The organism is Vibrio sp. Scap24, from assembly GCF_013394185.1.
Taxonomy (GTDB): Bacteria; Pseudomonadota; Gammaproteobacteria; order Enterobacterales; family Vibrionaceae; genus Vibrio; species Vibrio pomeroyi.
Window position 1 is genome coordinate 3321053 of sequence record NZ_CP041332.1, and the last position, 24289, is coordinate 3345341.

Here is a 24289-nt window from a genome sequence, read left to right on the forward strand (position 1 = left end):
GCTTACGGTGACACGAAGTGATATGATTTTGCTGAAAGAACTAAAGAACTAATGAATTAAAGGATGAGTACGATGGCAAAAACGATCTCATTGGTACTGGGTAGTGGTGGCGCAAGAGGTTTGGTTCACGTTGGAATCATCCGCTGGCTAATTGAGCATGGCTATGAGATAAAATCCATCTCTGGCTGTTCAATTGGCGCGCTTATCGGCGGTGTCTACGCGGCGGGTAAGTTGGATGAATTTGAAGAGTGGGTCACCAGTATTGACCAAGGTGATATGGCGATGTTGTTGGACTTTTCATGGCAATCGAGTGGCATGTTCAAAGGCGATAAGATCATCGACACACTGCGCGGGCTGATCGGTGAGACTTCAATTGAAGATCTGCCTATCCCTTATACCGCAGTTGCTGCCAACGTCGCCGATGAAAAAGAGGTTTGGCTGCAGTCAGGCTCTCTGTTTGATGCTATTCGGGCCTCTATCTCTTTGCCATTGTTCTTTACGCCTCATGTTATTAATGGCGAAGCGCTGATTGATGGTGGAGTACTCAATCCCGTACCGATTGCGCCTACCTTCGGAGATAAGACAGACTTTACTCTGGCTGTGAACTTAGGGGGTGAACCTGAAATGGTTAAGCAGGAAGTGACACCTATTTCCCTACCAACAAAAGAGAGTAATCTGCATGAGAAGGTGGTTCATTTTATCGATAATCTCGGTAGCAGTGTAAAAAGCAAAATGAGCTTTAATTTTGCGGCTTACGACATTGCCAACCAAGCGTTTGATGCGATGCAATCGACCATTGCTCGCCAAAAATTAGCCGCTTACCCTGCCGATATTACGCTTGAGCTTCCACGCAATGCTTGTGGCACCTTAGAGTTCGATCGTTCACAAGAGATGATAGACAGAGGCTACCACTTGGCACAGGCTAAGCTGGGCAATCGTCTTTAATGTATTTGCTGCTGAATGAGAGTATTTATGGAAACTGAACTAAAAAATCTGGTCACAAGCAAAGATGTCATCGTACTCACCAGCGTAGACGCGCCTGCCGTATCTTGGCTGATAAATGGTTATCAAGAGAACGCCGATATCCAGATTATCGAGAACGCACACCAGTTAGATACTGAAGCGATTTTGGCGCAATGCCGAGACAGCCTGAGTGAAAATAAAAAGGTCATACTTACTGCGCAGTTTCGCAGCCAACTGCCTATCATCAATATCGCTTCATTGTGTAATGAGAAGCGCAAGTCATTGATCAATATTGAGTTGTTAGGCTGGGATGAAGAAAAACGCCTTCCTTATTCTTATAGTAGTTTCTAAGTTATAGCAGTTTCTAGTTAACAGTAATTTATAGCTTATAGCCGTATCCAAGTAACACCAGTCGCTAGTCTTTTATGTTTCTATGTTGAGTAAGCCCACAATATGTGGGCTTCACTTCAAATGCCTGCCGCCATCTAGGTGCAAGGTTCTTCCTGTCATGTAGTGGCTAGCCAACACGAACTTGATGCCATCTACTATTTCCTCAAAGCCAGCTTCTGCGGGGATCAGAGCTTTTTGCAGCGCTTTGGTTTTGTATGCCTCATCGTCATGATCATTGAACTTAATCATGGCTGGAGAGATGGTATTGACTTTCACTTTGGGAGCTAACATTGCTGAGAACGACAGCGTCAGGTTGTTGAGCGCAGCTTTACTGGCGGCGTAAGCGATGTGTTTTTTACTGCCTTTTTCCGCAACGTAATCACTGATGTGGATGATGTCTGAAGTTTGCTCGCCAGAGATCAGTTGGTCTTTGAGTGTTAAGTTGACGAGATAAGGCACAGTAGCGTGTATCGTCATCATCTGGTGCATGATGTGTGAGGCATTTTCGCTTGGATTATTCTTGTTCTCAGGCTTCCAATCCGAAGCGTTGTGTATGACCGCTCTGAGTGTCTTATATTCTTGGCTAACGTAATGAAGAAATTCCTCTAGGCTGCTTTGTTGATAAAAGTCGACCTGTTGCAAGTCGGCGCCACTGTCGCGCAACAATTGCAGTTGAGGATAGTCGCTGCGGTAGGTGCCAACCACGTTGTGTCCATCCGCTAGAAGTTGCTGCGCCAGTGCGAAGCCGAGTCGCTTTCCCACGCCGGTTATTAGTATCGTTTCACTCATCGTAAAAACTCAGCTCTGGTTTGAGGGTTAGTTTTAAAAATACCACCAAGCGCGGTTGTTGAGGTCTCAGAGTTTGCATCCATAACGCCTCTGGATTTAACGCAGTAGTGGGTTGCTTTAATCGTCACGGCCACATTTTCTGTTTCAACCAGAGTTTGAATCGCAACTAAGATCTGTTGGGTAAGACGTTCTTGTACCTGAGGGCGCTGAGCAAAGAATCGAACAATACGGTTTATTTTGGATAACCCAAGAATCTTGTTTTCTGGGATGTAGGCTACTTCCGCTAAACCATCGATGGTGATGAAGTGATGTTCGCACGTCGAGGTTAGGTCGATATCCGATACCTTCACCATTTCATCAACCGACATTTTGTTGTCTATAACGCTGATCTTTGGAAAGTTGTTGTAATCGAGCCCTGAAAAGATCTCGTGTACGTACATCTTCGCAATGCGATGAGGTGTTTCTGCAAGGCTGTCATCGGTTAAATCCAATCCAAGGGTACTGACCACTTCCGTTAAGAGTCCTTTGATGCGGTTGTACTTTTGGTCGGGGTTCATTTCGCTCGCTGTCATTGGGGTTTCAAGTCCTTTTGCGAGCAAAGCTTCTCTTACTTTTTCGGCTTCTGTGTTCAGCATGACTCTCTCCTTATGAATTCTTGTCGTTGTCTGCTTCGTAGCTCAGAGTGAGCGAAACAGAGTCGGCAAAACGTAGCGCATGAGGCTTGTCGATTCTCACTTGAGCGTATTTCACCCATGGATGATCGATACAGATGCCGAGTACGTCGCTGGTCAGCTTTTCCAAAAGCAGAAACCTTCCTGATTCAACGTGTTGAATGATCTTCTTGCAGATATTTTTGTAGTTGAGCGCGTTGTCTACATCATCAGAAAGGCAAAGGTTGTTAGCGGGATAGTGGATTTCTGCATTGATAACGATATCTTGCTGCTTCGACTTTTCTTCTTCGTTGAAACCGATGAAGGTTCTTAGTCTCAGGTTTGTAATGGTGATAATGGCGTTGTGGTTCATAACAGTGTCCATTCCTTAGAAAGTGAAGTCAGTTACGTGCTTGTTTTAAGAAAAGATCATTAAAGCTCAGTCGATTAAGAGTTCAGTCGGTCCCTTTGTAGCCGAGCAAGCGCTAAGTGAGGCTAAGCTCGAAAGGGATAGGATCGGTTTTCTGGCTCAGCTGATCGAAGTTTTCCCATAGCTGCTGATAGGGAATGTCTAAAGTGGGGTGGCGTTCTTGCGCGGCGATATCAACTAACGGCCTGAGTACAAATGCGTATTCGGTGATTTCGCCTCTAGGTAGCTCTACACCATCGATAACACCCACTTGATTGCCATAAAGAAGGATGTCGATATCCATAGTGCGTGAAGCGTAGGCTTTGGTCTGGCGCTTGCGATCGTTCTCTGATTCGATTTGATGCAGAATCTTAACTAGCTCTGCGACAGGCAGATCACATTCGAAACCAACGACTAGGTTGAGGAAGTTATCTCCTTCAAACCCAACAGGCTCGCAATCGTAGAAGTTAGAAATGTGCAGGGGAGCAAAGTGGTCATTCAGTGCTTTGAGAGATTGTGAGACGTGGTGTTCGCGGTTAATGTTGCTTCCGATGCTGACATAGACGTTGGCCATAGTATTTCCTTTTTGTTTAAGGAACCTATACGTCCAACTCGCGATGAAGATCAGCTATGCGTCCTCTTAAAAGTAAGAAGACAAAATAAAATACGTTTCTGCCGTAAATCTTGTCTGCCTTTGAGGCCGCATAAGGGCACTTTGGAGCTAGAAAGTACCATGAGTAAAAATTCAGCTGATGAGGGCTGAGGGCAAAAACGTGTTTAAAGATGATCGGGTGAATGCCCGAAATATCTCAGGATTACCATCTTGGGTAATTCAATTTCTACAACGTTCTGTCTTTGATGGTGATAGAATCCCCGCATCAGAATTATCGAGAATCTAGGTATTTATAAACAATGTTTATCCATCACGTTAACGGCATAGACTGGCTGGTGATTACAGCTTTTGAAGAACTAAAACCGATGTTTATCGAAGATGCTGGTCCAATTCCATCGTACTTCTCGACTACCAGTGAATTGAGCCTGATTGATCAAGCTAAGCTTAGCTATGGATTTTTGCCGACTCTCCGCGGTGTGATTACCGATACCGGCACCTATCAAAGCAAAGATCTTGAAGAAGATTTGAACCCACAGCTAGCGTGTCTAGTTGAAGGGCGTGGCCGAGTGTTTATCTATCACGGCGACTACGTGGCATTCGTGGATGACGAGCAAACCTTCATTACTCGAATGGACTAAACATCACTCAGTATTTTTAGAGCGGTGGATTGATTAATTGGCTAATAGGTTAATTAGTTATGGATAAACTGCTTTGTAGATAAAGCTAAGGCCTCGCGTGTGCGAGGCCTTTTTGTAATCACTGTTTGTGAGGATATATCGTACACAAGTCGCTAGCTCTTTACTTACCATCAATGGCTTGGTTGAGTAATACTAGTTGCATCGGGTTGTTTTCTATCTCCAATCTAGTCTTAATCCGTCAGCCCTCTTATATTTTGGAGCATCATAGAATTTGGTCGTCAGCCACGTTGGTAGATCAAGTAAGTCCACTTCGGTCTGAACCTAATTAATGATTCTGCCAAATTAGCATCCAACGGATTAATACCGGTGATGCAAACATCCAATCAGATGACCAAATTTACTGATTTGTCTCCGTATATTTATTGTCAATAGCCGTTGGTATAGGAAGCTTATAACTGCCATCGATTACATCTGCTTTAGCACGGTATACACGCATACCTAGATACCAGTTATTCGTTGGGGTATCTAGACGATTGGTTACATCCCCGCAAAGTTCCTTTGAACCGAAATAGAGCGTAAACGTTCCATCTTCATTTTTTTGAATCGTACGATCGTTTAAGTTAGACGCACCGTGATGTAAATACTTATCTGAACCGTACATTGTAAATGAGTAGAATCCTAAGTCGTTAAACCCTGGTTCATTATAGGTAGCGCTATAACACATGTCATTTGATAAGCTGTAATCACGGTATAAATACATAGCATCTTGAGGTGGCAAAAGCCCTAATGCTACCGAGACTCCCATTTTTTGCTTTTCTGGGTCAAGAGTGCCGTGAGCACCTGATGTTTCGTTGAAGTTAGGTAACTGTGCTGCTTTAACTTGATATTCTGCTCTGATTGAGTCAACGCTATTCATATCCCAATGACGCGGCTCATATTCCTTAACCTCTGTACCTTCAGGAAAAGAAACTTTGATCTGATCTTGCAAGGTATTGACGTAATTAATGTCGGCTGGGTCAGAGGCATCAATCTGGGTGCGAATTACGATAGCTGCAAATTCTGTTTGTGATTCAATCTCATGATTTCCAGCACCATAGAAGACCTGATCGATATAATGATCACTTTGTAAGATCATTGCAGACTGATAACGATTGTCTTTCGATTCTGGCATTGAAATGACCGTTCCCTTAGGAACATAAAAAATGCCAAATGAGTAGACGGTATCAAGGTTCATCGTTACTGCTGGCTGCTGCTCCAGATCAATTAGGTTTCGATCATGTCTAAACTCGTTTGCGCCAGCGGTTTTAAAAATGTTTGCAAAAGAAATATCGACTTCGGCCTCGACATAGTTACTTGTTGTGACAGGGGTGATGGCTTGATCTTGCGCATGGACCACGATGCTACTTAGGGCTGTTGATGCCACTAGCAACGACAAAAGTGTTTTTTTACCGATCATATCCTTCTCCACGTATTCTTAAGATTTACAATTAATCCACTCTGTAAGAGCAGGTGATTTTTATAACTTTTGATTCGTAGGTGATATAGTAACTGGAATTTTAAGACTTAGAGGATAGGTCTACTTGAATGATATTCAACTTGCAAAGGAGTGGTTGTGCGTATTGATCTCGACTTGAACTTGTTAAAAACACTGATTGTACTGACAGAAAAGCAAAATCTTAACAAGGCTGGAGTTGTTTTAGGGTTGACAGAAAGTGCAGTTAGCAAACAATTGAATCGCTTGCGAGAACAACTCAATGATGACTTATTTGTTAGGATGTCAGGGAAATTTGAACCTACTGATTACACTGTATCGATTCTGCCAAAAATCAAAATGGCACTGACAGATATAGAAGAAACTGTCGTTCCCTCGATTTTTGAACCCTCCAAATATGTAGAACCTATACATATTGCATTACCCGATTTAGTGATGGAAAAGTTTGGAATTGGATTTTATGAGCGGCTATTAATGGCCTTTCCTAATGCGCCGATTACTATCCATTCATGGGGAGATGATACGGAGACAAAGATTATTGCTGGGGATGTAAATTTAGGGATACATTTATTCAACCCCGATAGGTCAATGAGTATCTATCAACAGAAATTATCTGATGACAAACTCGTGATAGCGGTAGCAAAGCAACACGGTCATTGCACTTGGGATGATGTAAAAGATTGGCCGTTTATTAAACAAAGAGCAATCGGATGGAATGAGCAAAAGTTCCAATTCATCTACCACCTACATAATAAAGGTATCGATCTAAATTATTCTCACGATATCGATACCGCTTCTTTTGCTCTCAAACTTATGCAACGTCAAAAGGTTGCAAACGTTCTGCCGCACTTGTTGTTAAGTGAAGATCTTATTCAAGTCGAAGGCTCGGAGTTTGTAAGTTACGACACGATTTGGGCTACTAACACTCGTCTTACAGACAGGAAGTCACCTCTTTATCAGTACTTGCATCGATTATTTTTTGAATTGATAAGTTAGTCTCTTCATTCCAATATCTCACTGTATGAAAGTGAATTATTTAGAGTCGATATCTTTTACATTAAGAAACTCTAGGGTACTTAGAGGGTGGTTAGCATGGCAAACTCGATTCTATAGAGGCAATATTGGGCTGGTGGTTAATTGCTTACGGATAAACTGCTTTGTAGATAAAGCTAAGGTCTCGCATGTGCGAGGCCTTTTTTGTTTGTATCGAGTCAGGAGAAAAGTCCCTTGAGGTGTTACTTTTCTAAATTGTGCTTAATGATTTGTTCGACCACACCATCCATCGTTCTGCAGCTAATCTCCGGCTTCAAATACAAGGGATGATATTCCATTCCAGTGCGGGCTATATAGGCTGCTTGTAAGCCAGCAGATAACGCACCATGAGTGTCCCAATCGTGAGTAACCACAAGACGAATGTTTTCAACAGGCTCTTTTAACGTTTCTGCTGCAAATTTATACACATCTGAGCTTGGTTTGAAACTGCCTGTTTCTTCAACGGAAATGACGGTGTCGAAATAATCTTCTAAGCCCGAGTTCTTGATTTGAGAAGTGATTAGGTCGAGGGATGAATTAGAAAAAGCGACGGTTTTAAAGCCGTTCTCTCGCAATTTAAGCAAAGACTCTTTGATATCAGTGTGCGGTGGTAGATTGGCAAAGGAAGTTAACAAGGCATCTTTGCTTTCCGCCGTTAAATCACACTTGTACCTTTGTGCAATGGCGTCGAGCGCTGCATTCGCTAATTCAGAAAAAGTAGACTTTACGTTTGTTGCGATGCAAACCGTTGAAGAGTGCAAAAGCTTTGAGAACCAAAGCGACAGTGCATCCTCACTGCCGAATGCCGCTTTAAATTTAGGTTGTAATGACTCCAAATTTAAAACCGTTTCGTTTATATCAAACAGTATCACTTCTTTTTTCATGCCAAGAACCCAGATTTAATTGAATTTCATACTTACATAATCCGCTCTGATGATACGGTTTTCAACCTCGATTTAAGTAACTTAAGCTTTGTTCCCTAACTAGAAAAGAGGGTTGGGATGAGTCATCGATGAACACGTCACTTAAATCTGGCGCTGTTTAATGAGTAACATGCAACGCCAAATCTAAGGTGACTTTCTTGGTCTAATTTGCGGCTTCTATGGTGCCTTTGAAAGTGCTGTTTAAAAAGTCATTGATCTCTTGTGAGTGGTAAATTGAGATGATCTTTTTATACGTTTCGTTATTTTTGTCTTCTTCTCGCGCCGCCACAACCATCACTGCTAAAGGTGCGTCTTTTTTCTCTAAGTAAATGCCTTGTTTCTTAGGGTCGAGTCCAGCCGACATTACGTAGTTCATGGTGATTGCTGCTGCATCTACATCGTCAAGAGAGCGGGGTAGCTGAGCGGCATCCACTTCAACAAATCGAATGTTCTTCGGGTTGTTAACAATATCGTTTAAAGATGCGTTGAAACCAGCGTTGTCTTTTAATGAAATCAGCCCTGCATCTTCAAGTAGCAATAGTCCGCGCCCGCCATTCGTTGGGTCGTTTGGAATCGCGATTCGTGCGTTATCGGGGATAGAGTCAAGCGAAGTGTACTTGTTCGAGTAAACGCCCATTCGCATCAAAATTGAACGTCCGATAGAAACTAACTTGCTATCGTGATTATCATTAAAGTTATCGAGAAATGGCTGATGTTGGTAACTGTTCAGTTGGATACTTCCATCGTCGAGTGCTGCGTTAGGGGTGATGTAGTCTGAGAATTCGACGAGTTCAATGTTTATCCCTTGCTTTGCTGCTTCTTTGGCAACAGCTTGTACAACTTGTGCATGTGGGCCAACTGTCGCCCCAATCTTGATAACAGTCTCGTCTTTTTTTCCACATCCTGTCACGCCGAATACGAATGCCAATGCCAACAGGGATGCTGTGATTTTTTTGTAGCGGTTCATGATAACTCCATTTAATTAACCAAAAGACGTTTAGGTGTCTAGAAGTCTATATTATCTATTTATAAAGTTGGGTCAATAGGTTTGTTAGAAGCAAAGTTAGATAGAGAAAACAAAGGCCTCGCACGTATGAGGCCTTTTTGTTTTGTTGAGTAAGTTATAGGGTAGTCACTTGGAACTTAAAGAAAACGGGTTCGGCCATCTCGCCTATTAAGAAAGCTTTTGATTAAAGAACTCAAGCGTACGTGTCCATGCTAATTCTGCTTCTTCTTCGGCATATCGACCTGTTGAATCGTTATGGAAGCCATGATTCACGCCGTCATAGATGTAAGCGGTGTAGTCTGCCCCAATCTCTTTGAGTTCAGCTTCATAGTCTGGCCAAGTTGCATTCACACGTTTATCGATTCCAGCGAATTGGATCAGTAATGGCCCTTTAACGTTCTTTCTTAAATCAGGAGCGGCAGGAGTGCCGTAAAATGGAACGCCCGCATCCAGCTGATCTGGCATTACCGCCGCCAACATATTCACGATATAGCCACCGAAGCAAAATCCTACAGCGCCTAGTTTTCCGTTACTTTTTTCATGAGATTTCAAGAAGTTTGCAGCGGCGATAAAGTCTTCTTCGATTTTCTCTCTGGATAGAGATTTCTGCATTGCTCGACCTTCATCATCATTACCTGGATACCCGCCAAGCGAATAGAGTGCATCAGGTGCAAACGCAATAAACCCAGCTGCCGCGAGTCGTCTTGCCACATCCTTTACGTAGGGATTTAAGCCTCTATTTTCATGAATGACCAATACAACAGGCGCATTACCCTCTAGTTTTTTTGGTACCACCAAGTAGCCATAGCCTTCTCCGTGTCCTTTAGGCGAAGGAAATTTCTCGTAGGTTGCTTTGATTGAAGGATCGTTGAAAGAGACTTGCTCTGCCTTCGCATAATTAGGAATCAATGCAGAAGTTAATGTTGTCATGGTTAAGCCAAGTACAGCTAACCCAGATAAACGAGCCATAAACTCTCTGCGATCAATCAGGCCGTGTGCATATTCGTCGTACCAATCAAATGCTTCTTGGGGGATGGATCGAGTTGGATCTGATTGAGGTTCGGTACTTTTATTCATAACTTTTCCTTGTTGTGAGTTGTTTGACCAATCAACTATAGTGGAAATGTTAAGATATTTGAACGATCGCTCAATATCTTTTTGGCTATTTGTTATATCAAAGTACAAAAATTAGATGACAGTCAGATAAAACGATCACTTCGGAATCGATTCCCATGTCTTAGTTTTGTTTTTTTATTGGGGGGAGGGTCTAGCTCTAAATTGGCATTTAAGAGTTAGGCATATTTACGGCCAATACGGCAGTATGTTTCAATACAAAGCGCTTGATTTTACTCTGGTATAATCTTTCCCCATAAGGGAAGCCATAGCGTTATTAGAACCGTTTTTATGAGAGATAAAGATTAGATGTTGAAACTTTTGCGTCAGATAAAAAAATGGAAACTTGCAGCGTTTAGTTTGCTCATGCTTATTACCGCATTTTTTTATCTACAACCAGTTTGGCAACCGTATGTCCCGTGTCGACGAGGCAAACTTTTTGATCGGGCAACTGAATACAGTCTTGGATGCCGCTGAGCAATATTCTCGTGACAATGCTTCTTTGCCTCCAACTACTTCCGATACCGACACCAAATACGGCTACTTGAATATCAATCACTTAATTGAAAATCCGGGCTTATCAACATGGAAAGGACCGTACCTATCTTTTGACGATACCTGGATAGGTGGCGATCAGTACATTGACCATCCAGACTACATAGCAACGCAACTACTGCTTAAGGAAAAGGGCAGCCAATGGGGGCGAGGAAGCACCGAGACAGGTTGTGAATCGTCGTCATCCACTTGCTCTCTAGCAGCTTGTATCTGGTTGGTACCAACAAAAGTGGCACAAGAAATTAATCAGATGGTTGATGGCAATACGAGCCTCGAAAGTTCTAATACAACCGGAAAAGTACGTTACGACAAAGCTTTTGGTGGCGCACTTATCTGTTTGATTGGAGATGACTATCCAATGCCTTCTGAACCGTTAAACTAAGTCGTTTCTAATTATCTCACTGGCAGCTTAGTCTTTGTTTTTACCTGACCAAATGCGAAGCTGGATTCAATAGAAGCAATATTGGGCAGGCGGGTTAACTGTTTGCGGATGAACTGCTCATAGCTTTTGAGTGACTCGCTCACCACATGTAATAGGTAATCGTGATTGCCTGTCATTAAAAAGCACTCTAATACTTCTTCAATCGCTTCAATGTGCTGCTCAAAGTCTCGCATGTTCTCTTCTGTCGGCTTTTCAAGCTTCACCAACACAAACACATTCACAGGCAAGCCACACGCTTCTTGATCAACGCTGGCGTGATAGCCGCGAATAATCCCTTGTTTCTCCAGTGCTCGAACTCGGCGTAAGCAGGGAGAGGGTGATAGCGCTACGCGATCGGCCAATTCTTGATTGGTGAGCCGAGCGTTGCTTTGCAGTTCAGCCAGTATTTTCTTATCGATCTCATCCATTAGCATATCCCATCAATATTGGGTCTAGTTTGGCAATATTATTGCTCAAAGTGTATGTCTTACTTCGCAAATGGCAATTTTTAACATCTGCACAAAACTAAAATTAAAGGAGGAACAACAAGCATGGAATGACTTAGGAATTATGAATACGTCAACTCAACTTAGCCCGCTGCGTAAAACCACTAAACATGAACAAGCGGAAGCCCTTGCCATTGAGCAAGCAAAGCATTTTGGTATCGACCCAAATAGTGATTACGGCGTCACGCTGATTGAACTGGCGACGACCCTGTACAAAGCCAATACCAAGACACACGATCTTTGGGCAATAACGGTTGATGGACTTTCAGAACTCGATAAGAGTGACCGAATCGCTTGGTTTAACGCTAAACGCTTTTTGTCATTCCAGATCGCAAAGATCCTCGATAACCTGCAAAACCCGATGCGTGCCACTTACCAATCCATTGCCACCAACAATGGTAATTTTGCCTCTAAAGGTGCGTATCCGATTTTCGATAATGTGGCGGCTATTTTCTCGGCAAGCCCTGTGATTACGCGCACGGCGACTTATCTGTTTGCCTGTACTGAATGGATTGAGGATGCGTTCAACGGTAAAGAGCCACTGCACGATATTTACTCTAGGCTGCTTAACCCAACATCGATCTCACTGGCTAATCACATGGTTGATATTGAGGCCGGTTCGAGAGCCAACGAGTACCTCGCGTGGAACTTTAACTCGGGGATGGCGGCTATTGATGGGTTGTTGAGCCATTTACTTGGGCATGAAGACATTGTGTTGGCCTCACGCAACATCTACGGCGGTTCGTACCAACTGTTGGAAGATTGGTTTGGCAAGCCTTCTAACTTGCATGTCGCGGTAGAGTGGGTGGATGGTTACTCCGGAGATGAGTTTGCGACTCGCCTTGATGAGGTTGCTGACAAATATGCGGATCGCCTCGCTGCTGGTAAAAAAATCTATGTTTACCTTGAATCACCGTGTAACCCGCATGGCTACGTGTTAGATGTCGCCAGTATCAGTAAAGCTGGTCACTCTCGTGGTTGGGATGTGATTGTCGACTCAACAGTGGGTACGCCATTGCTTCATCCTGTACTCAAACGTGATGATGTGATGGAAAGGCCAGATTATGTGATTCACTCTTACACCAAAGAGCTTGCAGGTTCAGGTACCACAACGGCTGGGGTCGTCATTGGACGCAATGAGACCATGTTTGTCCCTAAAGGGGAGGAGGTAGCTTTCACCAAACCCAATGGCGATGAGGCAACCATTCCATGGAACGAAACCCTGTTTTGGAATGTGTACTACATTAAGGGTGCATTCTTAGACGCAGACAAAGCGTTTGAAGTGCTCAATGGCATGAAGACCTATGAGATGCGTGTGGTGCAAAAGACCATCAACACACTGACTCTGGCGAAGATCTTTGATGCTCACCCAGACATCAACGTTTCGTGCTCGGCTTTGCCTGACAGCGATAACTATGAACACTGCCAGAACAACATGTACTTGGGGCTACCAGCCGCGCTGTTTACTATCGATATGGAAGGCAACGGTAATCGTGTGCCAATCAATCGAGATGGGTTTAAACAGTTCTTCGATATGCTTGAGCCCGCAATTGGCATGCAAGTGAGCCTAGGGCAAACCAATACGGTCGCGCTGTGCCCAGCACTAACCACGCACTCTGAGCTCAGCGACGAGGCTCTCAATGAAGCGGGTATTAAACCGACCACAATGCGTATTTCGATTGGGTTGGAAGATCCTCGGATGTTCATTGCTCATATTATCGAGGCAGCCAAGTTATCGATTGATCGTAAACACTCAGACTTCTCATCGAGCTTCCCGAGTAACGACCGTATCGACGAAATCTATATGCAAACCTATATGGATGTGCACCAGAGGTTTGTGAAGAGCTTGCCGAAGTTTAGTCAACTTACTCAGTAACTCTGGTTAGTAAGCCATGTCAGTGAAGTAGGGAGCTGTAATCGTTAGAGAATAGCTGCATCGCTAGATAGAAAAACTAACGTCTCGCGTTTGCGAAGCCTTTTGAGTGTCAGATAATGACTATAGAGCAATCCCGAATAGACGCTTTTCGATTAGCTTTCTTTCTCAAAAAACACGCGAACAAAACCAAAATCAGGATCCGACTCCTTACGAGAAATCGTCCATCTATTTTTAAGGTAAAAGTTCATTGCTTGAGTATTGCTCTCGAAGGTTTCAAGTGTTGGTTTGAGGTGGTTACTGAGGATTTCCGCCTCAGCAAACGACAGTAACATTGCACCAATACCTTTACGCTGCTGTGTTGGAGATACCATCATAATGTGTATTAGGTCATCAATAACGACGACGTAACCAATGGCAGATTCGCTGTCATCGAAGGCTACAAAGGTATTGCCAATATGTTTGTCAATTTCATCGTCACTAGCACCACTTGATAAGTAGCCATTGACCATTTCCTCACCCATAAAACTTGTGTAGCACGCGCTAATTGCATGCTTGGATAGCTCTTTCAGAGAGTGAGCATCACTCAAATCTGCTTGTCTAATTCTCATTTTTATAACTCGTTAGTCACCATAAGGCTAATCTACACTTTGTGGTTCTGGAAAAATTGAACAAATGCGACAAGATCAATTACTGAAGTCACCAAACAGGTCTATAGAAAGGTGCTTCTCGATTAAGTAACGTTTGGGTGTTACGCCAATCGCTTTTTTTAATTGTCGTATGAGGTGGGGCTGGTCACTGAAACCGAAGCGGTAGGCGAGGTCGCTCCAATCTATTTTCTCGTCTTGCTCTTGGTAGATAGCCCATATAAGACGATCCATTCTCACCATTTGCTCATATTGTTTGAGCGACAAACCAGTGACTAGTACAAATTGTCGTTCCAATGTGCGTCTAGACATTGGCAACAAATCGAGGCTTTTGCCTTCGTTGATGTGCAAGCGAGCCTCATGAACACTTTTCCATATTCGTTGATCATCAATGGGTGGAAGAGAGAGTAACTGTGACTCTATGATGTGGGCTGCTGTGTCCGGACAAGTGATATCCATTTCATCTTGCCATTGAAAACATGAAGGGAGAGGTTGAATGAGCTTCTGATTAGCGCTCTCCGCTCGCATCAAACCTAAGCCAAAAGCACCATCAGGAAAGAACTTCACACCTAATAGCTGGCGTGGATGCAAGTCATCAACATAAAGTTCTTCAGTGTATGCAGAGAGCCAGTGTCCACCTTGAACCTCTAATTCGAATCCGCTTTTTCGGTAAACATGTTTGTCTGCAGAAGGGGACAGAATGGCATTAGCTGAGGGATTAGGAAGCAGCAAAGCAGACTGTTGGCTTGGCTCAGTGACTTGCAACGCCCAGATATACTCAACATATGGCGCGAGAAGGTCTGATGTGGGCTTGATTTTCCATGTATTCATTCGTTGATTATTTCGGCTGGTGGCCTGTCTTTTTCGCAAGCTCTTGCATCGCTTCGGCAAAGGTTGTTGTTCCGCCTTTCGCTTTAACTTGAACGACTTTATAGCCGAGTTTTTCCAGTGCTTGGCGCTCTGCTAAAACCGCTTTATCGTCTGGCAGACTACCCTGTACAGGCTGATGAATGTAACACCCTTCTAGTTGACCATCTTCGACCAGTTGGTGGTGTTTCAGTGCATTGATATCAAAATTCATAGTCAGTCTTTTCGTTTAAATGGAGAGTCTCTGTGGCAAAGGCCGCGAGTCTTTATATTTGATTGTTTGTACCATACGGCATTTTAACCACAAGAAGCTAGTGTGAATACAGTAATTAGATACCAAGAAGTCAATCTCATTCTTTTGCTTAACCGAACGTGATCGCGTGTCATCAAATGGCAATTAACGCTTTCTACTGGCGGGTAATATGGCGTCAGATTTCAGAGCACCACTACTAACTAAGAGAGTATTTTATGTTCAAGAAAACACTGATTGCCGCTTCTTTAGCTATGACAGCTACTTACTCAATCGCTGCCCCAGCGCCCGTTAAAGAAACGGCACCAGTCGCTGCAGAAGCGCCTCAAGTTGTTGTCTTTAAGAACGTTAATGTTTTCAACGGAACTGAAAATAAACTGTACAAGAACCACTCGGTTGTCGTCACAGATAATAAGATCACCGCTATTACTAAAGGCGAGGCAGACATTCCAGCTGACGCTCAAGTGATTGATGGTGAAGGTCGTACACTGATGCCAGCCTTAATTGATGCGCACATGCACTTAACCATTCCAAAAGGTTTGCTAGGTACTGATGATATGCGCTGGACAGAGATAGCTATCCACGGCCAAGAGTTCGCAGAAATGTATCTAGATATGGGCTTCGGTACGATTCGTGATGTAGGTGGTGCTGATGGTTCATGGACTGATATGGAACGTGATGGCCGCTTAAAAGAAGTACCGCGTATTTACGCATCGGGCGCCCCAATTGCACCTATCGGTTCGCATGCCGATGTTGGTTTACAGTCTCGTCGTCTTACTGATTCACCACAGAACCTGGAAATCCTCAATATAATGAGTAACGCGAATGGTGTTGAAGAGATTAAAGAGCAAGCTCGATACAACTATCGTCAGGGGGCACAGTTCACTAAGGTGTTCCAATCGGGTGGTGTGTCTTCGAAGTTTGACCCATGGCAGTACAACTCTTATCTAGACGATGAGATGAAAGCCGCGGTCGCGATTGCAGAATCTTATGGTTCTTACGTTGCAACGCACGTGTATTCTGAGCAAGCGATGCATCAAGCGCTCGACCTAGGTGTGAAAACTTTAGAGCATGGCTTTATGTTCAAAGCGGAAATGGTGGATAAGTTCAATAAAGAGGGAGCGTTCATTGCCACGAACCTCACCGCATTTTCGCCGGATCTCGCGACCATTCCAGTGGTACAAGATCCTCTGATTCAGAAGAAGCTAGCTTCGGCACAAGCGGCGTTTGGTAGCTACCAGAAGGAGATGAAAGCCGCGGAAGACGCTGGGTTTGATCGCCGTGCCTTCAACGTAGACTGTGTAGGCGTTGCAGATACGTGTGCTAAGCAGATTGCTCACGAGATTTGGTTGAACGCAGATATGTTCGGTAACTTCTCTGCGCTGCGTGCAATGACATCGACGTCGGGTCGTATCTCTGCCGAGCTAATGCAACCATGGATTGATCCATACTCGGATGCAAAATTGGGTGTGATTGAAGTGGGCGCATACGCGGACATCCTACTTATCGACGGTAATCCACTGGAAGACATTACACTGGTTGGTGGTCGTGATACTTGGTTTGGTGAAGCGAACAATGCCAAGAAAGATGGTTCTCACCTAACGGAAATGGATCTCATCATGAAAGACGGTAAGATCTTCAAGAACACGCTTTAAGATTGAACACCAAAAAGTCCGACGAATCCGCCGGACTTTTTTGTTTTTGTGGATCGCTACCCTGAAAGTTGGGGGTAAGTCCCTTGGGTTAACAGCCTTGAGTGGAATAGTAGTATTGGGGTTCGATCGAAGCGTCAGTCAAAGAGTAATGGAATATGCAATAAGTAGGGATCTCTCCAGGTATATTTGCGGTGCCTCTGGGAGTGAAGTAGAGAATTTTTTGCCTTCGTTAGTAGGCTTCCGGTCATAGACGCCCCATTCCTCTTGAGGTATATCAGAGTAATTGTTTAATTGCTCCGAAGAAAAATCAATCACTTTAACAATGTCTTCGTAGGTAGGTTTGATATAGCCCCATTGAGTTTTGACCTCTGTGCCATTAAAGGTCACACTACCTGCGGATAATTTTTCTTGCCCTTCAATAACCGCTTGAGAATAAACCAGTTGGTTGGCTTCTTTTACACTTCCGCCTAATCCATGTAACGACGCTATTTTAGCTTCGGAACTGAGATTTAAGAACCTCGGCGCAGCGATGGCTGCAAGCACGCCCAAAACAACGATAACCACAACCAGTTCAATAACTGTAAACCCGTTACGACTCTTCAACACTGCTTCGATCCTGCCCAAATTTACGAACCAAGAGATCATACCGTGTGTCGCATATCCCTTTGAGAATATAAACAACTTATGAATGGATCCTGATTCGGAATATTCAGAGATGGGACTTTTAAGTCAATAACGCGGAAATCTATGGCTTTAAGTTACGCCTAACTAAGTCGTGCATTTGCTTTATAGTCATTAGTGCTAACCAGATGATCTCTTCCACTGATTGCTGACCGGCTTTTGAAGTTGGGTGGTCGGCATCGGTTTTATTGGTTAGTGCAGGTAGTTCATGGACGCGATTATCACGAATGGTATTGATCAACGCGTCCATCGCATCATGAATTAAGCGTTCGACTTGTTGAGTCCCTTGGTATTGCGTGCCTGTTCTGATAAGTGGAATCAGCAAGCAGAGGTAATGGCTCAATAATCGATAGTGGCTCAACATATCTTCGTAATAGTGAGGGTCAGCGCGAGTGTGTCTTGGTTCTTGCTGCATCTCATTGTAAATCAGCTCAAGGTCGCTTTCTGCTGTGAGCATTGCAGCACGTTGCTTGGTTAAGTCCATGTGGTCGCGTTGTTCGGGGGCGACTTGCAGTTGTTCATAGCAATACACAAACAAGCTTTTTGAACTATTCAATGCTGTTAATGCTTGATTATGGATCTCTTTTCCTCGCCATTGCGGCCACAACAAACCATAACCGAGCAACACAATAGCGCCACCGACGATGTTGTCGATCAAACGTGGCGCTGCGAAATCGAGCCCTTGGTGCGCCATGGCTTGATAAATCAAAATCAATAGCGCGGTGATACAACCAATGGCGAGCGAGTAATTTCGCATGATGTTAAGCATCGCGACGGGCAAGAGCATGACAATTAACGTATACATCGCGGTTGTTGGTACGCCTAATTGAATCAAAGAAGTTGCGAACAACACGCCAAGCGCCGTACCCAAACAGCGTTGCCAAGTTTTACTGCGTGTCGCCAAGAAGCTTGGCTGAATCACCATGAGCATTGAAATCAACACCCAGTCCGGTCGAATCAAATCAAAGTATTCGGCAATCCCTGCGCCAAGCGCGAACATCAAACCAACACGGGTAACATGACGCCAAATTGGATTGCCTCGGCCTGGCAGACGGAATGACAATTCGAATGGTTGCACTTCAAAAGAGCGTTCATAAGCGGGTTCATTAAGCTCAATGCGACGAGAAATGTGCTTCACAGCGTAGGCCCAATAACGAAAACGAGGTTGGTCTTCAAGCTTCACCGCTTCAATCAAGTCATTGGCTTCTTGCTCTAATGAGCTTAAGTGCTTCATCTCTTCGCTAGTGTTGTGCAACAGCTGTTTGGCTTTGTGTCTTAATCGTTGCTGGCAATGTTGGCTCCAAACCAATAACAAATCTCGCTTTTGTTTACTGGATTGAAATTGGCTTAATAGGTCTGGATTCGTGGTGTGACTGCTGAGTATTACTTCAAAAGTATCAAGAGCAAGGAACAAGGCTTGTCGGAGCGAGTTTGCATCTTCGTGTTTAGAGCGAAAAGATTCGGATTGAAGCGCCTGTTGGAACAACTCGATGAGCTGGTATTTGATGCGTCTTTTGGGCGCTTCATTTTCGCCACCTAACAAGAAAGCTTGGCGATATTGGATGTAGTCTGCCAACGTCTCGTAAATTGCAGATAAACATACACGCAACGCATAGTGTTTCCATAGGGCAAACCAAAGCCAGCTAAACAGTGCAAAAGTAAGAGGGCCCAGTACCAGCATAGGGTACAAGCTTAGCGCTGTGTTGGAATTATGAAGTGATAGGGTAACGACAGCAATCAGGAGGCTAGACATGCCGAGTCGTGCCCAAAATGGACCGTTGACCGCCGCACTGGCAAGTAAGGCACCCAGTGCGCCATAGGTTAACCATATAGGCAGCCCACTGATCAGCAGAGCGTAACTGACGGCGAGAGTGACTCCCCAAGCGGTTGCGGTAATCGTAAAACGTGTCCATCGCCTTGGGCCTGCCGCATCAAGCCCACTAATCAAAGCGGCGGGCATGGTCATGAGTGCGGTCATGGCAATATTGATGTGATTCGACAGCAACCCTAAGCCGAAAAATAGCACAATGGCACTGGTGGCACGAAGCCCTAGGTTAATCGAAGGGGAGTACCAGATTTTACGCAGAATGGCAGGAGAAAACGTCATAGACCCTCTTTACTTGCTATGTCTCATTCAGTGTAACGCCAAACTTCTACATTGTGCTGGTTTCAATCACAGATTGATAAATTGAAGCGCTGTTGCAAGTTTAGCGATAAGTCAGAAAATAGGAGAAATCTGGTTGTGAATGGATAAACTAATTGAGTAAAACAATATCGCCACACCAATTTAGCTTTTATTAAACTGAGCTCTGTCCTACTTACAACTTCACCGTAATAGTAAATATAATGATAGAGAGGAATGTGTAATGTGTATTTTTAGTTACTAGATTTATGACAACATATTCAGATAAAGAAAGCCCAGTTGGCCAACTGGGCTTTCTCGTTTTCAAAAATCTTACTTCAAATGTTAGTCTTTAGTATTGTTTTATGATGATTTGACTCTTTACCAGCGGCTTTCAGCAACTGAAGCGAGATCGTATTCAGAGTCATTATCTATAAATTTTAATCTTCCAAAGTCTGCGCAAATGGTATCCAGCGCAATATTACTTTCTAACATAGTATGTTGAGGTATCGGAAGGATTTCATCAGCAGAAAATTTCGCTAAACTCATGCCATAACGTTCAAACGAATCACGTTCTTCATCACTTAGAGATGCTTTAGTTTTATGTTGGAAAACACGTCCGTAAAGCCAACATTTGATATTCCCAAGAGAAAATTCAATAAGCGGCTCTCCGAAACATTGTCCATCTTTTCTATCATTTGCTTTGAGCATAGAGTGGAGTGTTAAAATTAAAGCAACACTGTATGATTTCCCTGCAACCTCAATTTCTGGGCATCCTATTTCACAATTGTGGTCGGCACTAGACAACTGATAAAACTTAAGCGCTCTAATTTGAGCAGCATTTGAGACTTCTTGCCTAGAATATGGATGAGAATGGGCTGTACCGATATACTGGTATTGCTCTCCGAATACTTTTGCGATGTCTTTTTTGATTAGGAGTGACTTTTGATTAAATGAAACGGAGGATGGTTTTCGATTCGCCGAGGTCTCTACTGATAAGTGGTTGATTGTACATTTAAATGGATGATTCTTGTTGATGCTCCCCCAAAGGTGGGCGCCTGTTTCTATAGATATTTTCTTACTAGCTTGATGTTTCACTGCGTATGCTTCGAATCCAGCCATTATTAACTCAAACATCGCACTTTTACTGATTGAAATTGTTGCTGTCATTTCTTAAATTTGCCTTTAGTTTATTGTTTACTCATAAACGTTACAGGGAAAAAATATCAATTTATTTGTGGTTTTAGAGTGCTAGTCCATTTGTTTCGGTATCGTTCGTAAAGTGACTCCCATACTTCCTCACAAACCATATTTAATGGTACATACTCCTCAAAAATCAGCCCATTATCATCCGGATAAGCCAATTCTGTGTACAAATATTTTGGACCATCTGTAAGAAGTGCTGTCCAGCACGCAATACTCTCATCTTTAAACAATTCAATTGTTATTAGTTCTAGGTTGTTTTCTAGTAAGAACCGTAAGTCAGGCAAGTGGAAGAAAGGATGGTATTCATTTTTTGGGTCGAAAAGTAAACTAGAAAACAAGGATACGGCTCGGCCATCCCATATTTTGTATTTGTGATAATTTTCGGTATAACGTTTTTCAACATGATCAAGAAGGTAGAACTCGGAGAAGGCGAGCAGCTGGTTGTTCCTTGACAAAGGAACTTTTGGAACAGCTTCAATATCATCAAAGCTCAAGTGAGAGAATAAATAACGTAACACTAATTTTTCCGCAATTGATGCCGTTGATCCCCTCAAACTAAAGTCTTCGCAAAGAAGTTTCTGAGAAGAGTCTGCTATTTGGATTGCGAGGTTTTGGACCGTTTTTGTTGCGGTTGATTTGACTATCTCAACTAATTTTGATCTTAAATATACGCTTAGAGGTGTCTTTAAAATTTCGCAACGGTTTGATTGGTAATGTGGAAAGAAGATAGCTGAATTAGTTTGTGAGTTAAGTGATTGAAAAATTGACTGTTGATCTAAGTTTACATAGAGATGTTCGCAAAATACAGCGAGTTGTTCTTTAAAATCATTTAACAGCTCTAGACGGTCTTGTTCTAGAGCTTCAATTTCATCTTTTGAAGCATAATAATAATTATAAACTGACATCATGAAAGTCCTATGGAGTATTGATTTGAAAGTTTATACACCATTTAGATTCAAAAATCGGACGAATTTGACGCTAACTCAAGTCACCTAAACTGCAACGTTATGTAGTTAGTTTATGCTTTATATATCGTATTAAATTGGAATGATAATGTTTAACCGTTCACAAGCTAATCTTGATTTTTTGAACTCAGTTAAATGTTAAAAATACACAGCCTGATAATCGATTGAACTAGCCGACAAACGAATTCGACTCAATCCTACCTTTTCGCTGCGATTGTATTCATTGATAGAGTGGTCAAACCCATAGGCGGTTGAAGGTGCCATATATTGGGTTATTCCTTGTTGCGTGGCTGTTATCCCATCATGGCCGTGACCACAAATAACGTCACGCACACGATACTTGCGAAGTACCTTCATTACCTCGGCATCGTTTTCTAGACGGATGGCTTTCATCCACTCAGAACCGACGGGAATGATAGGGTGGTGGACAACAACGATGGGATCATCGGCTTTTCTTAGTTGCTCTTTTAGACGAGCCATCCCACGGTTATTAATACGCCCTGAACCTAATGGATGACGGCTATCAAGCGGCTTGTCGCTAGAGTCCAGAAATACGAATTCTCGTCCATTGATAATCGCTTTATCGGTGACGACAATCGTTGAGCCTTTTAGCTCAGTACGCATTAAGGCAGAGTCGTCATGGTTGCCCGCAATCGCGTAAATAGGCTTGGCGTTAATGTGTTGCCTAATGAACGCTTCTAATCGAACGTAGTCACCCCGTTTGGGATTACAACAAATATCACCGGTCAGGAAAATGTTCTCACAGGTTGGGTCGTTAGCGACGTGTTCCAAGGCTTTACGTAGGTTTTCATAGCTGGATTCATCTGAAAGGTGACAGTCACTGATTTGGTATACGGTAGTCATTGGTGTTATCCGGTTATCCCATTCACTTTTCATAGATGATAGAAAAATGCCTGCCAAATTGGCAGGCATTTATTGATGTTAGTTTGCTTAGGGTTCTTTAGGAGCGTTGGAAGCTTCGTGTTGCTCAATCATGAAGGCAATGGCTTCATCAGTTAAACAAGATTTGCTCACATATTGGCGCTGTTTACCAATATGAAGGATAAAGCCGAGGTCGGTCTGCTCGAGTTGGTCGATGTCAGTCCACGCGATAGTGTTGGTCGCTTTGTGGTTTTTGTAACTCACGCCGTTAACATCACCTTGAAAGACTATTTTGCTGCCAGCGCCTGAGCTGATTTTTTGTCTCCACAACCACCAGGTTCTTTTGCAGTACACACTGAACGCTTCAATCACACTCAAAACGATAAAGAACCAACCAACATAGCCGTTAGGTAATAGTTCAAACTCTAATAGAACCACACCAAAAATAAGAAACAATATTCCCTTTAAATAGGCTTTTGGAAACTGAGTCGGAAGGCTAGTTTGATCATAACACTCTGCAAAAAACGTCTTGTCGAGAGTGTATTCTGTGGTGAAACCGGGTTCTTTAGACATGTGTGACTACTTTAAGGTTCTCTATAAATGGGCTTTCTATGAATGGTATCCATGCTGCGCTATCGCAACTTGAGCATTGTATCGCTTCTCGATGCTTTTCTTTAGCGGTTTTGATCCTCTTTTGTAAATCAATAATACCGCAGTGTTTGTTGAAGTTAGAGCGATGCACAACAGGTTAGATGTATTCTAGTGTTTCGCCATCGGCCGGAATGGCAACTTTGCTTGCAAGGTCATGTTGCTCTAGTGATTTCAAGAGTGTGCCATGGTCAATCGCACAGTGGTTTAACGCTTCCATATGATTCGCAATCACCTTGTTTGGTGAAAGTCGAATAAACTCCATCACTTCATCTTGAGGCATCAACAAAGGTTGCCCAACATCCATTTGCGCTTGCCCTGCAGCCACCACGGTAATATCGGGTTTTAGCTCACTCAGTGCGCGTTTCACATGGTCAGTCAGTACGGTATCACCGCTGATGTAGATCGAAGGCTCATTAGGCAACTCTAAAAAGAAACCCACGCCATTGGCCATAACTTTATGAATCCAGCCGTGACCATGTTGTGCAGGGATAGCAGTCAGATTACCGCCCAAGAAGTCGATGGTCTGCCAATCATCAATACCAGATTCGACGTTTAAGCCGTATTTTTCTAGATAAGCTTTATCTTTACTTGGCGTTGTTACGGGAAGTTGTCGGCTTGAGAGGAAGTCTTCTCCTGCGCCATCAAGGTGGTCACCGTGCTGCAACGCTTTGATACCAAAAGTTTGGCTGTGCGTGATAAGCGTGTGAGTGACTTTATCAAGCAGCTCGTTCGCATTGTGTGGCATTTCAACGGTTGGGTTTTTCTGCATCTTGGCGCGAAACACTGAGAACGGTGGCAAAGAACCTTTCTTACCTAACATAGGATCAATCAAAATATAGTGATCGCCAGATTCGATAATAAACGTTGCGCTTCTTAGGTGATGAATCTTCATAGGGTGCCTCATTAGTTCTGAATGTGTTTCGCTTTGATGATGTAAATATACACCGCGACTCAAAGCTGCAATACTGTCTCTAAAGACATCATTCGCTC

General features: G+C 43.3%; 25 protein-coding genes and 2 pseudogenes. 7 read left to right on the plus strand and 20 right to left on the minus strand.

Annotated features, from left to right (window positions below; all coding sequences use genetic code 11):
* The first annotated feature begins 72 nt into the window (after positions 1–72).
* Together FLM53_RS14780 and FLM53_RS14785 are read left to right on the plus strand one after the other, a co-directional pair.
* Entirely contained in the window at positions 73–945 is an 873-nt protein-coding gene (locus FLM53_RS14780) for a patatin-like phospholipase family protein (protein ID WP_176681462.1), read from the plus strand.
* Between the two features lie 27 nt (positions 946–972).
* A complete protein-coding gene (locus FLM53_RS14785) occupies positions 973–1314 on the plus strand; it encodes a hypothetical protein (protein WP_176681461.1) in 342 nt (113 codons plus the stop codon).
* Positions 1315–1425: 111 nt separating this feature from the next.
* On the opposite strand, the gene folM is transcribed toward FLM53_RS14785, so the two are convergent.
* The 4 genes from folM to folK form a co-directional block, all read right to left on the minus strand.
* On the minus strand, positions 1426–2142 hold the full coding sequence (gene folM, locus FLM53_RS14790; protein ID WP_176681460.1) for a dihydromonapterin reductase: 717 nt from the start codon (positions 2140–2142) through the stop codon (positions 1426–1428).
* The gene (gene folE, locus FLM53_RS14795; RefSeq protein ID WP_102431301.1) at positions 2139–2777 is read right to left on the minus strand and encodes a GTP cyclohydrolase I FolE; all 639 of its coding nucleotides are present in this window, start codon (positions 2775–2777) and stop codon (positions 2139–2141) included. The genes folM and folE overlap by 4 nt, the downstream gene beginning before the upstream one ends.
* Before the next feature lie 10 nt (positions 2778–2787).
* Entirely contained in the window at positions 2788–3165 is a 378-nt protein-coding gene (gene folX, locus FLM53_RS14800; RefSeq protein ID WP_017632787.1) for a dihydroneopterin triphosphate 2'-epimerase, read from the minus strand.
* 112 nt (positions 3166–3277) lie between these two features.
* Positions 3278–3775: a 2-amino-4-hydroxy-6-hydroxymethyldihydropteridine diphosphokinase gene (folK, locus tag FLM53_RS14805; protein WP_176681459.1), complete on the minus strand. Its 498-nt coding sequence runs from the start codon at positions 3773–3775 to the stop codon at positions 3278–3280.
* A gap of 338 nt (positions 3776–4113) precedes the next feature.
* Between folK and FLM53_RS14810 the strand changes: the two genes are divergently transcribed.
* Positions 4114–4452, plus strand: coding sequence for a cytosolic protein (locus FLM53_RS14810; protein ID WP_176681458.1), 339 nt, complete (start codon positions 4114–4116; stop codon positions 4450–4452).
* Between the two features lie 163 nt (positions 4453–4615).
* Here the strand turns inward: FLM53_RS14810 and FLM53_RS24030 are convergent.
* Together FLM53_RS24030 and FLM53_RS14815 are read right to left on the minus strand one after the other, a co-directional pair.
* A pseudogene (locus tag FLM53_RS24030) lies at positions 4616–4690 on the minus strand (integrase); the annotation flags it as partial.
* 159 nt (positions 4691–4849) lie between these two features.
* A complete protein-coding gene (locus tag FLM53_RS14815) occupies positions 4850–5908 on the minus strand; it encodes a DUF1254 domain-containing protein (RefSeq protein WP_176681457.1) in 1059 nt (352 codons plus the stop codon).
* Between the two features lie 156 nt (positions 5909–6064).
* On the opposite strand from FLM53_RS14815, the gene FLM53_RS14820 reads away from it, so the two are divergent.
* A complete protein-coding gene (locus FLM53_RS14820; protein WP_176681456.1) occupies positions 6065–6940 on the plus strand; it encodes a LysR family transcriptional regulator in 876 nt (291 codons plus the stop codon).
* 239 nt (positions 6941–7179) lie between these two features.
* On the opposite strand, the gene FLM53_RS14825 is transcribed toward FLM53_RS14820, so the two are convergent.
* From FLM53_RS14825 to FLM53_RS14835, 3 genes are all read right to left on the minus strand, one after another.
* The gene (locus tag FLM53_RS14825) at positions 7180–7860 is read right to left on the minus strand and encodes a haloacid dehalogenase type II (protein WP_176681455.1); all 681 of its coding nucleotides are present in this window, start codon (positions 7858–7860) and stop codon (positions 7180–7182) included.
* A 202-nt stretch (positions 7861–8062) separates the two neighbouring features.
* A complete protein-coding gene (locus FLM53_RS14830) occupies positions 8063–8866 on the minus strand; it encodes a MetQ/NlpA family ABC transporter substrate-binding protein (protein WP_176681454.1) in 804 nt (267 codons plus the stop codon).
* A gap of 207 nt (positions 8867–9073) precedes the next feature.
* Positions 9074–9982, minus strand: a complete 909-nt coding sequence (locus FLM53_RS14835; RefSeq protein WP_176681453.1) for a dienelactone hydrolase family protein — start codon at positions 9980–9982, stop codon at positions 9074–9076.
* A gap of 345 nt (positions 9983–10327) precedes the next feature.
* Here FLM53_RS14835 and FLM53_RS14840 point away from each other — a divergent pair.
* A pseudogene (locus FLM53_RS14840) lies at positions 10328–10955 on the plus strand (type II secretion system protein).
* 11 nt (positions 10956–10966) lie between these two features.
* Here the strand turns inward: FLM53_RS14840 and FLM53_RS14845 are convergent.
* Entirely contained in the window at positions 10967–11422 is a 456-nt protein-coding gene (locus FLM53_RS14845) for an Lrp/AsnC family transcriptional regulator (protein ID WP_176681452.1), read from the minus strand.
* Positions 11423–11564: 142 nt separating this feature from the next.
* On the opposite strand from FLM53_RS14845, the gene FLM53_RS14850 reads away from it, so the two are divergent.
* Positions 11565–13376 (plus strand): PLP-dependent transferase, encoded by a 1812-nt coding sequence (locus FLM53_RS14850; RefSeq protein WP_176681451.1) that lies wholly within the window; start codon positions 11565–11567, stop codon positions 13374–13376.
* 152 nt (positions 13377–13528) lie between these two features.
* Here FLM53_RS14850 and FLM53_RS14855 read toward each other — a convergent pair whose 3' ends face one another.
* The 3 genes from FLM53_RS14855 to FLM53_RS14865 all read right to left on the minus strand — a co-directional run bounded on the left by FLM53_RS14855 (position 13529) and on the right by FLM53_RS14865 (position 15101).
* Positions 13529–13984 carry a GNAT family N-acetyltransferase gene (locus FLM53_RS14855; protein ID WP_176681450.1) on the minus strand — a complete coding sequence of 152 codons (456 nt, stop codon included), beginning with the start codon at positions 13982–13984 and terminating at the stop codon, positions 13529–13531.
* A gap of 75 nt (positions 13985–14059) precedes the next feature.
* Entirely contained in the window at positions 14060–14851 is a 792-nt protein-coding gene (locus tag FLM53_RS14860; protein ID WP_176681449.1) for an AraC family transcriptional regulator, read from the minus strand.
* A 7-nt stretch (positions 14852–14858) separates the two neighbouring features.
* Entirely contained in the window at positions 14859–15101 is a 243-nt protein-coding gene (locus FLM53_RS14865; RefSeq protein WP_176681448.1) for a hypothetical protein, read from the minus strand.
* Positions 15102–15355: 254 nt separating this feature from the next.
* Here FLM53_RS14865 and FLM53_RS14870 point away from each other — a divergent pair, with 254 nt between their 5' ends.
* Positions 15356–16792: an amidohydrolase family protein gene (locus FLM53_RS14870; RefSeq protein WP_176681447.1), complete on the plus strand. Its 1437-nt coding sequence runs from the start codon at positions 15356–15358 to the stop codon at positions 16790–16792.
* A gap of 138 nt (positions 16793–16930) precedes the next feature.
* On the opposite strand, the gene FLM53_RS24145 is transcribed toward FLM53_RS14870, so the two are convergent.
* The 7 genes from FLM53_RS24145 to FLM53_RS14905 form a co-directional block, all read right to left on the minus strand.
* Positions 16931–17398, minus strand: coding sequence for a prepilin-type N-terminal cleavage/methylation domain-containing protein (locus tag FLM53_RS24145; protein ID WP_306293726.1), 468 nt, complete (start codon positions 17396–17398; stop codon positions 16931–16933).
* A gap of 139 nt (positions 17399–17537) precedes the next feature.
* Positions 17538–19580, minus strand: coding sequence for an FUSC family protein (locus tag FLM53_RS14880; RefSeq protein WP_176681446.1), 2043 nt, complete (start codon positions 19578–19580; stop codon positions 17538–17540).
* Positions 19581–19976: 396 nt separating this feature from the next.
* Positions 19977–20765 (minus strand): hypothetical protein, encoded by a 789-nt coding sequence (locus FLM53_RS14885; RefSeq protein ID WP_176681445.1) that lies wholly within the window; start codon positions 20763–20765, stop codon positions 19977–19979.
* A 56-nt stretch (positions 20766–20821) separates the two neighbouring features.
* Positions 20822–21709: a hypothetical protein gene (locus tag FLM53_RS14890; RefSeq protein WP_256099369.1), complete on the minus strand. Its 888-nt coding sequence runs from the start codon at positions 21707–21709 to the stop codon at positions 20822–20824.
* Between the two features lie 195 nt (positions 21710–21904).
* The gene (locus FLM53_RS14895; RefSeq protein WP_176681444.1) at positions 21905–22630 is read right to left on the minus strand and encodes a metallophosphoesterase; all 726 of its coding nucleotides are present in this window, start codon (positions 22628–22630) and stop codon (positions 21905–21907) included.
* An 87-nt stretch (positions 22631–22717) separates the two neighbouring features.
* Positions 22718–23221 (minus strand): YcxB family protein, encoded by a 504-nt coding sequence (locus FLM53_RS14900; RefSeq protein WP_176681443.1) that lies wholly within the window; start codon positions 23219–23221, stop codon positions 22718–22720.
* Positions 23222–23396: 175 nt separating this feature from the next.
* Complete coding sequence (locus tag FLM53_RS14905) at positions 23397–24191, minus strand: MBL fold metallo-hydrolase (protein ID WP_176681442.1); 795 nt, start codon at positions 24189–24191, stop codon at positions 23397–23399.
* Between the last annotated feature and the right edge of the window lie 98 nt (positions 24192–24289).

What these genes read in the sequence shown, in the direction of transcription:
- FLM53_RS14780 (WP_176681462.1), top strand. Translation starts at nt 73, where the DNA reads ATGGCAAAAACGATCTCATTGGTACTGGGTAGTGGTGGCGCAAGAGGT.
- FLM53_RS14785 (WP_176681461.1), top strand. Translation starts at nt 973, where the DNA reads ATGGAAACTGAACTAAAAAATCTGGTCACAAGCAAAGATGTCATCGTA.
- folM (WP_176681460.1), bottom strand. Translation starts at nt 2,142, where the DNA reads ATGAGTGAAACGATACTAATAACCGGCGTGGGAAAGCGACTCGGCTTC.
- folE (WP_102431301.1), bottom strand. Translation starts at nt 2,777, where the DNA reads ATGCTGAACACAGAAGCCGAAAAAGTAAGAGAAGCTTTGCTCGCAAAA.
- folX (WP_017632787.1), bottom strand. Translation starts at nt 3,165, where the DNA reads ATGAACCACAACGCCATTATCACCATTACAAACCTGAGACTAAGAACC.
- folK (WP_176681459.1), bottom strand. Translation starts at nt 3,775, where the DNA reads ATGGCCAACGTCTATGTCAGCATCGGAAGCAACATTAACCGCGAACAC.
- FLM53_RS14810 (WP_176681458.1), top strand. Translation starts at nt 4,114, where the DNA reads ATGTTTATCCATCACGTTAACGGCATAGACTGGCTGGTGATTACAGCT.
- FLM53_RS14815 (WP_176681457.1), bottom strand. Translation starts at nt 5,908, where the DNA reads ATGATCGGTAAAAAAACACTTTTGTCGTTGCTAGTGGCATCAACAGCC.
- FLM53_RS14825 (WP_176681455.1), bottom strand. Translation starts at nt 7,860, where the DNA reads ATGAAAAAAGAAGTGATACTGTTTGATATAAACGAAACGGTTTTAAAT.
- FLM53_RS14830 (WP_176681454.1), bottom strand. Translation starts at nt 8,866, where the DNA reads ATGAACCGCTACAAAAAAATCACAGCATCCCTGTTGGCATTGGCATTC.
- FLM53_RS14835 (WP_176681453.1), bottom strand. Translation starts at nt 9,982, where the DNA reads ATGAATAAAAGTACCGAACCTCAATCAGATCCAACTCGATCCATCCCC.
- FLM53_RS14845 (WP_176681452.1), bottom strand. Translation starts at nt 11,422, where the DNA reads ATGGATGAGATCGATAAGAAAATACTGGCTGAACTGCAAAGCAACGCT.
- FLM53_RS14850 (WP_176681451.1), top strand. Translation starts at nt 11,565, where the DNA reads ATGAATACGTCAACTCAACTTAGCCCGCTGCGTAAAACCACTAAACAT.
- FLM53_RS14855 (WP_176681450.1), bottom strand. Translation starts at nt 13,984, where the DNA reads ATGAGAATTAGACAAGCAGATTTGAGTGATGCTCACTCTCTGAAAGAG.
- FLM53_RS14860 (WP_176681449.1), bottom strand. Translation starts at nt 14,851, where the DNA reads ATGAATACATGGAAAATCAAGCCCACATCAGACCTTCTCGCGCCATAT.
- FLM53_RS14865 (WP_176681448.1), bottom strand. Translation starts at nt 15,101, where the DNA reads ATGAATTTTGATATCAATGCACTGAAACACCACCAACTGGTCGAAGAT.
- FLM53_RS14870 (WP_176681447.1), top strand. Translation starts at nt 15,356, where the DNA reads ATGTTCAAGAAAACACTGATTGCCGCTTCTTTAGCTATGACAGCTACT.
- FLM53_RS14880 (WP_176681446.1), bottom strand. Translation starts at nt 19,580, where the DNA reads ATGACGTTTTCTCCTGCCATTCTGCGTAAAATCTGGTACTCCCCTTCG.
- FLM53_RS14885 (WP_176681445.1), bottom strand. Translation starts at nt 20,765, where the DNA reads ATGACAGCAACAATTTCAATCAGTAAAAGTGCGATGTTTGAGTTAATA.
- FLM53_RS14890 (WP_256099369.1), bottom strand. Translation starts at nt 21,709, where the DNA reads ATGATGTCAGTTTATAATTATTATTATGCTTCAAAAGATGAAATTGAA.
- FLM53_RS14895 (WP_176681444.1), bottom strand. Translation starts at nt 22,630, where the DNA reads ATGACTACCGTATACCAAATCAGTGACTGTCACCTTTCAGATGAATCC.
- FLM53_RS14900 (WP_176681443.1), bottom strand. Translation starts at nt 23,221, where the DNA reads ATGTCTAAAGAACCCGGTTTCACCACAGAATACACTCTCGACAAGACG.
- FLM53_RS14905 (WP_176681442.1), bottom strand. Translation starts at nt 24,191, where the DNA reads ATGAAGATTCATCACCTAAGAAGCGCAACGTTTATTATCGAATCTGGC.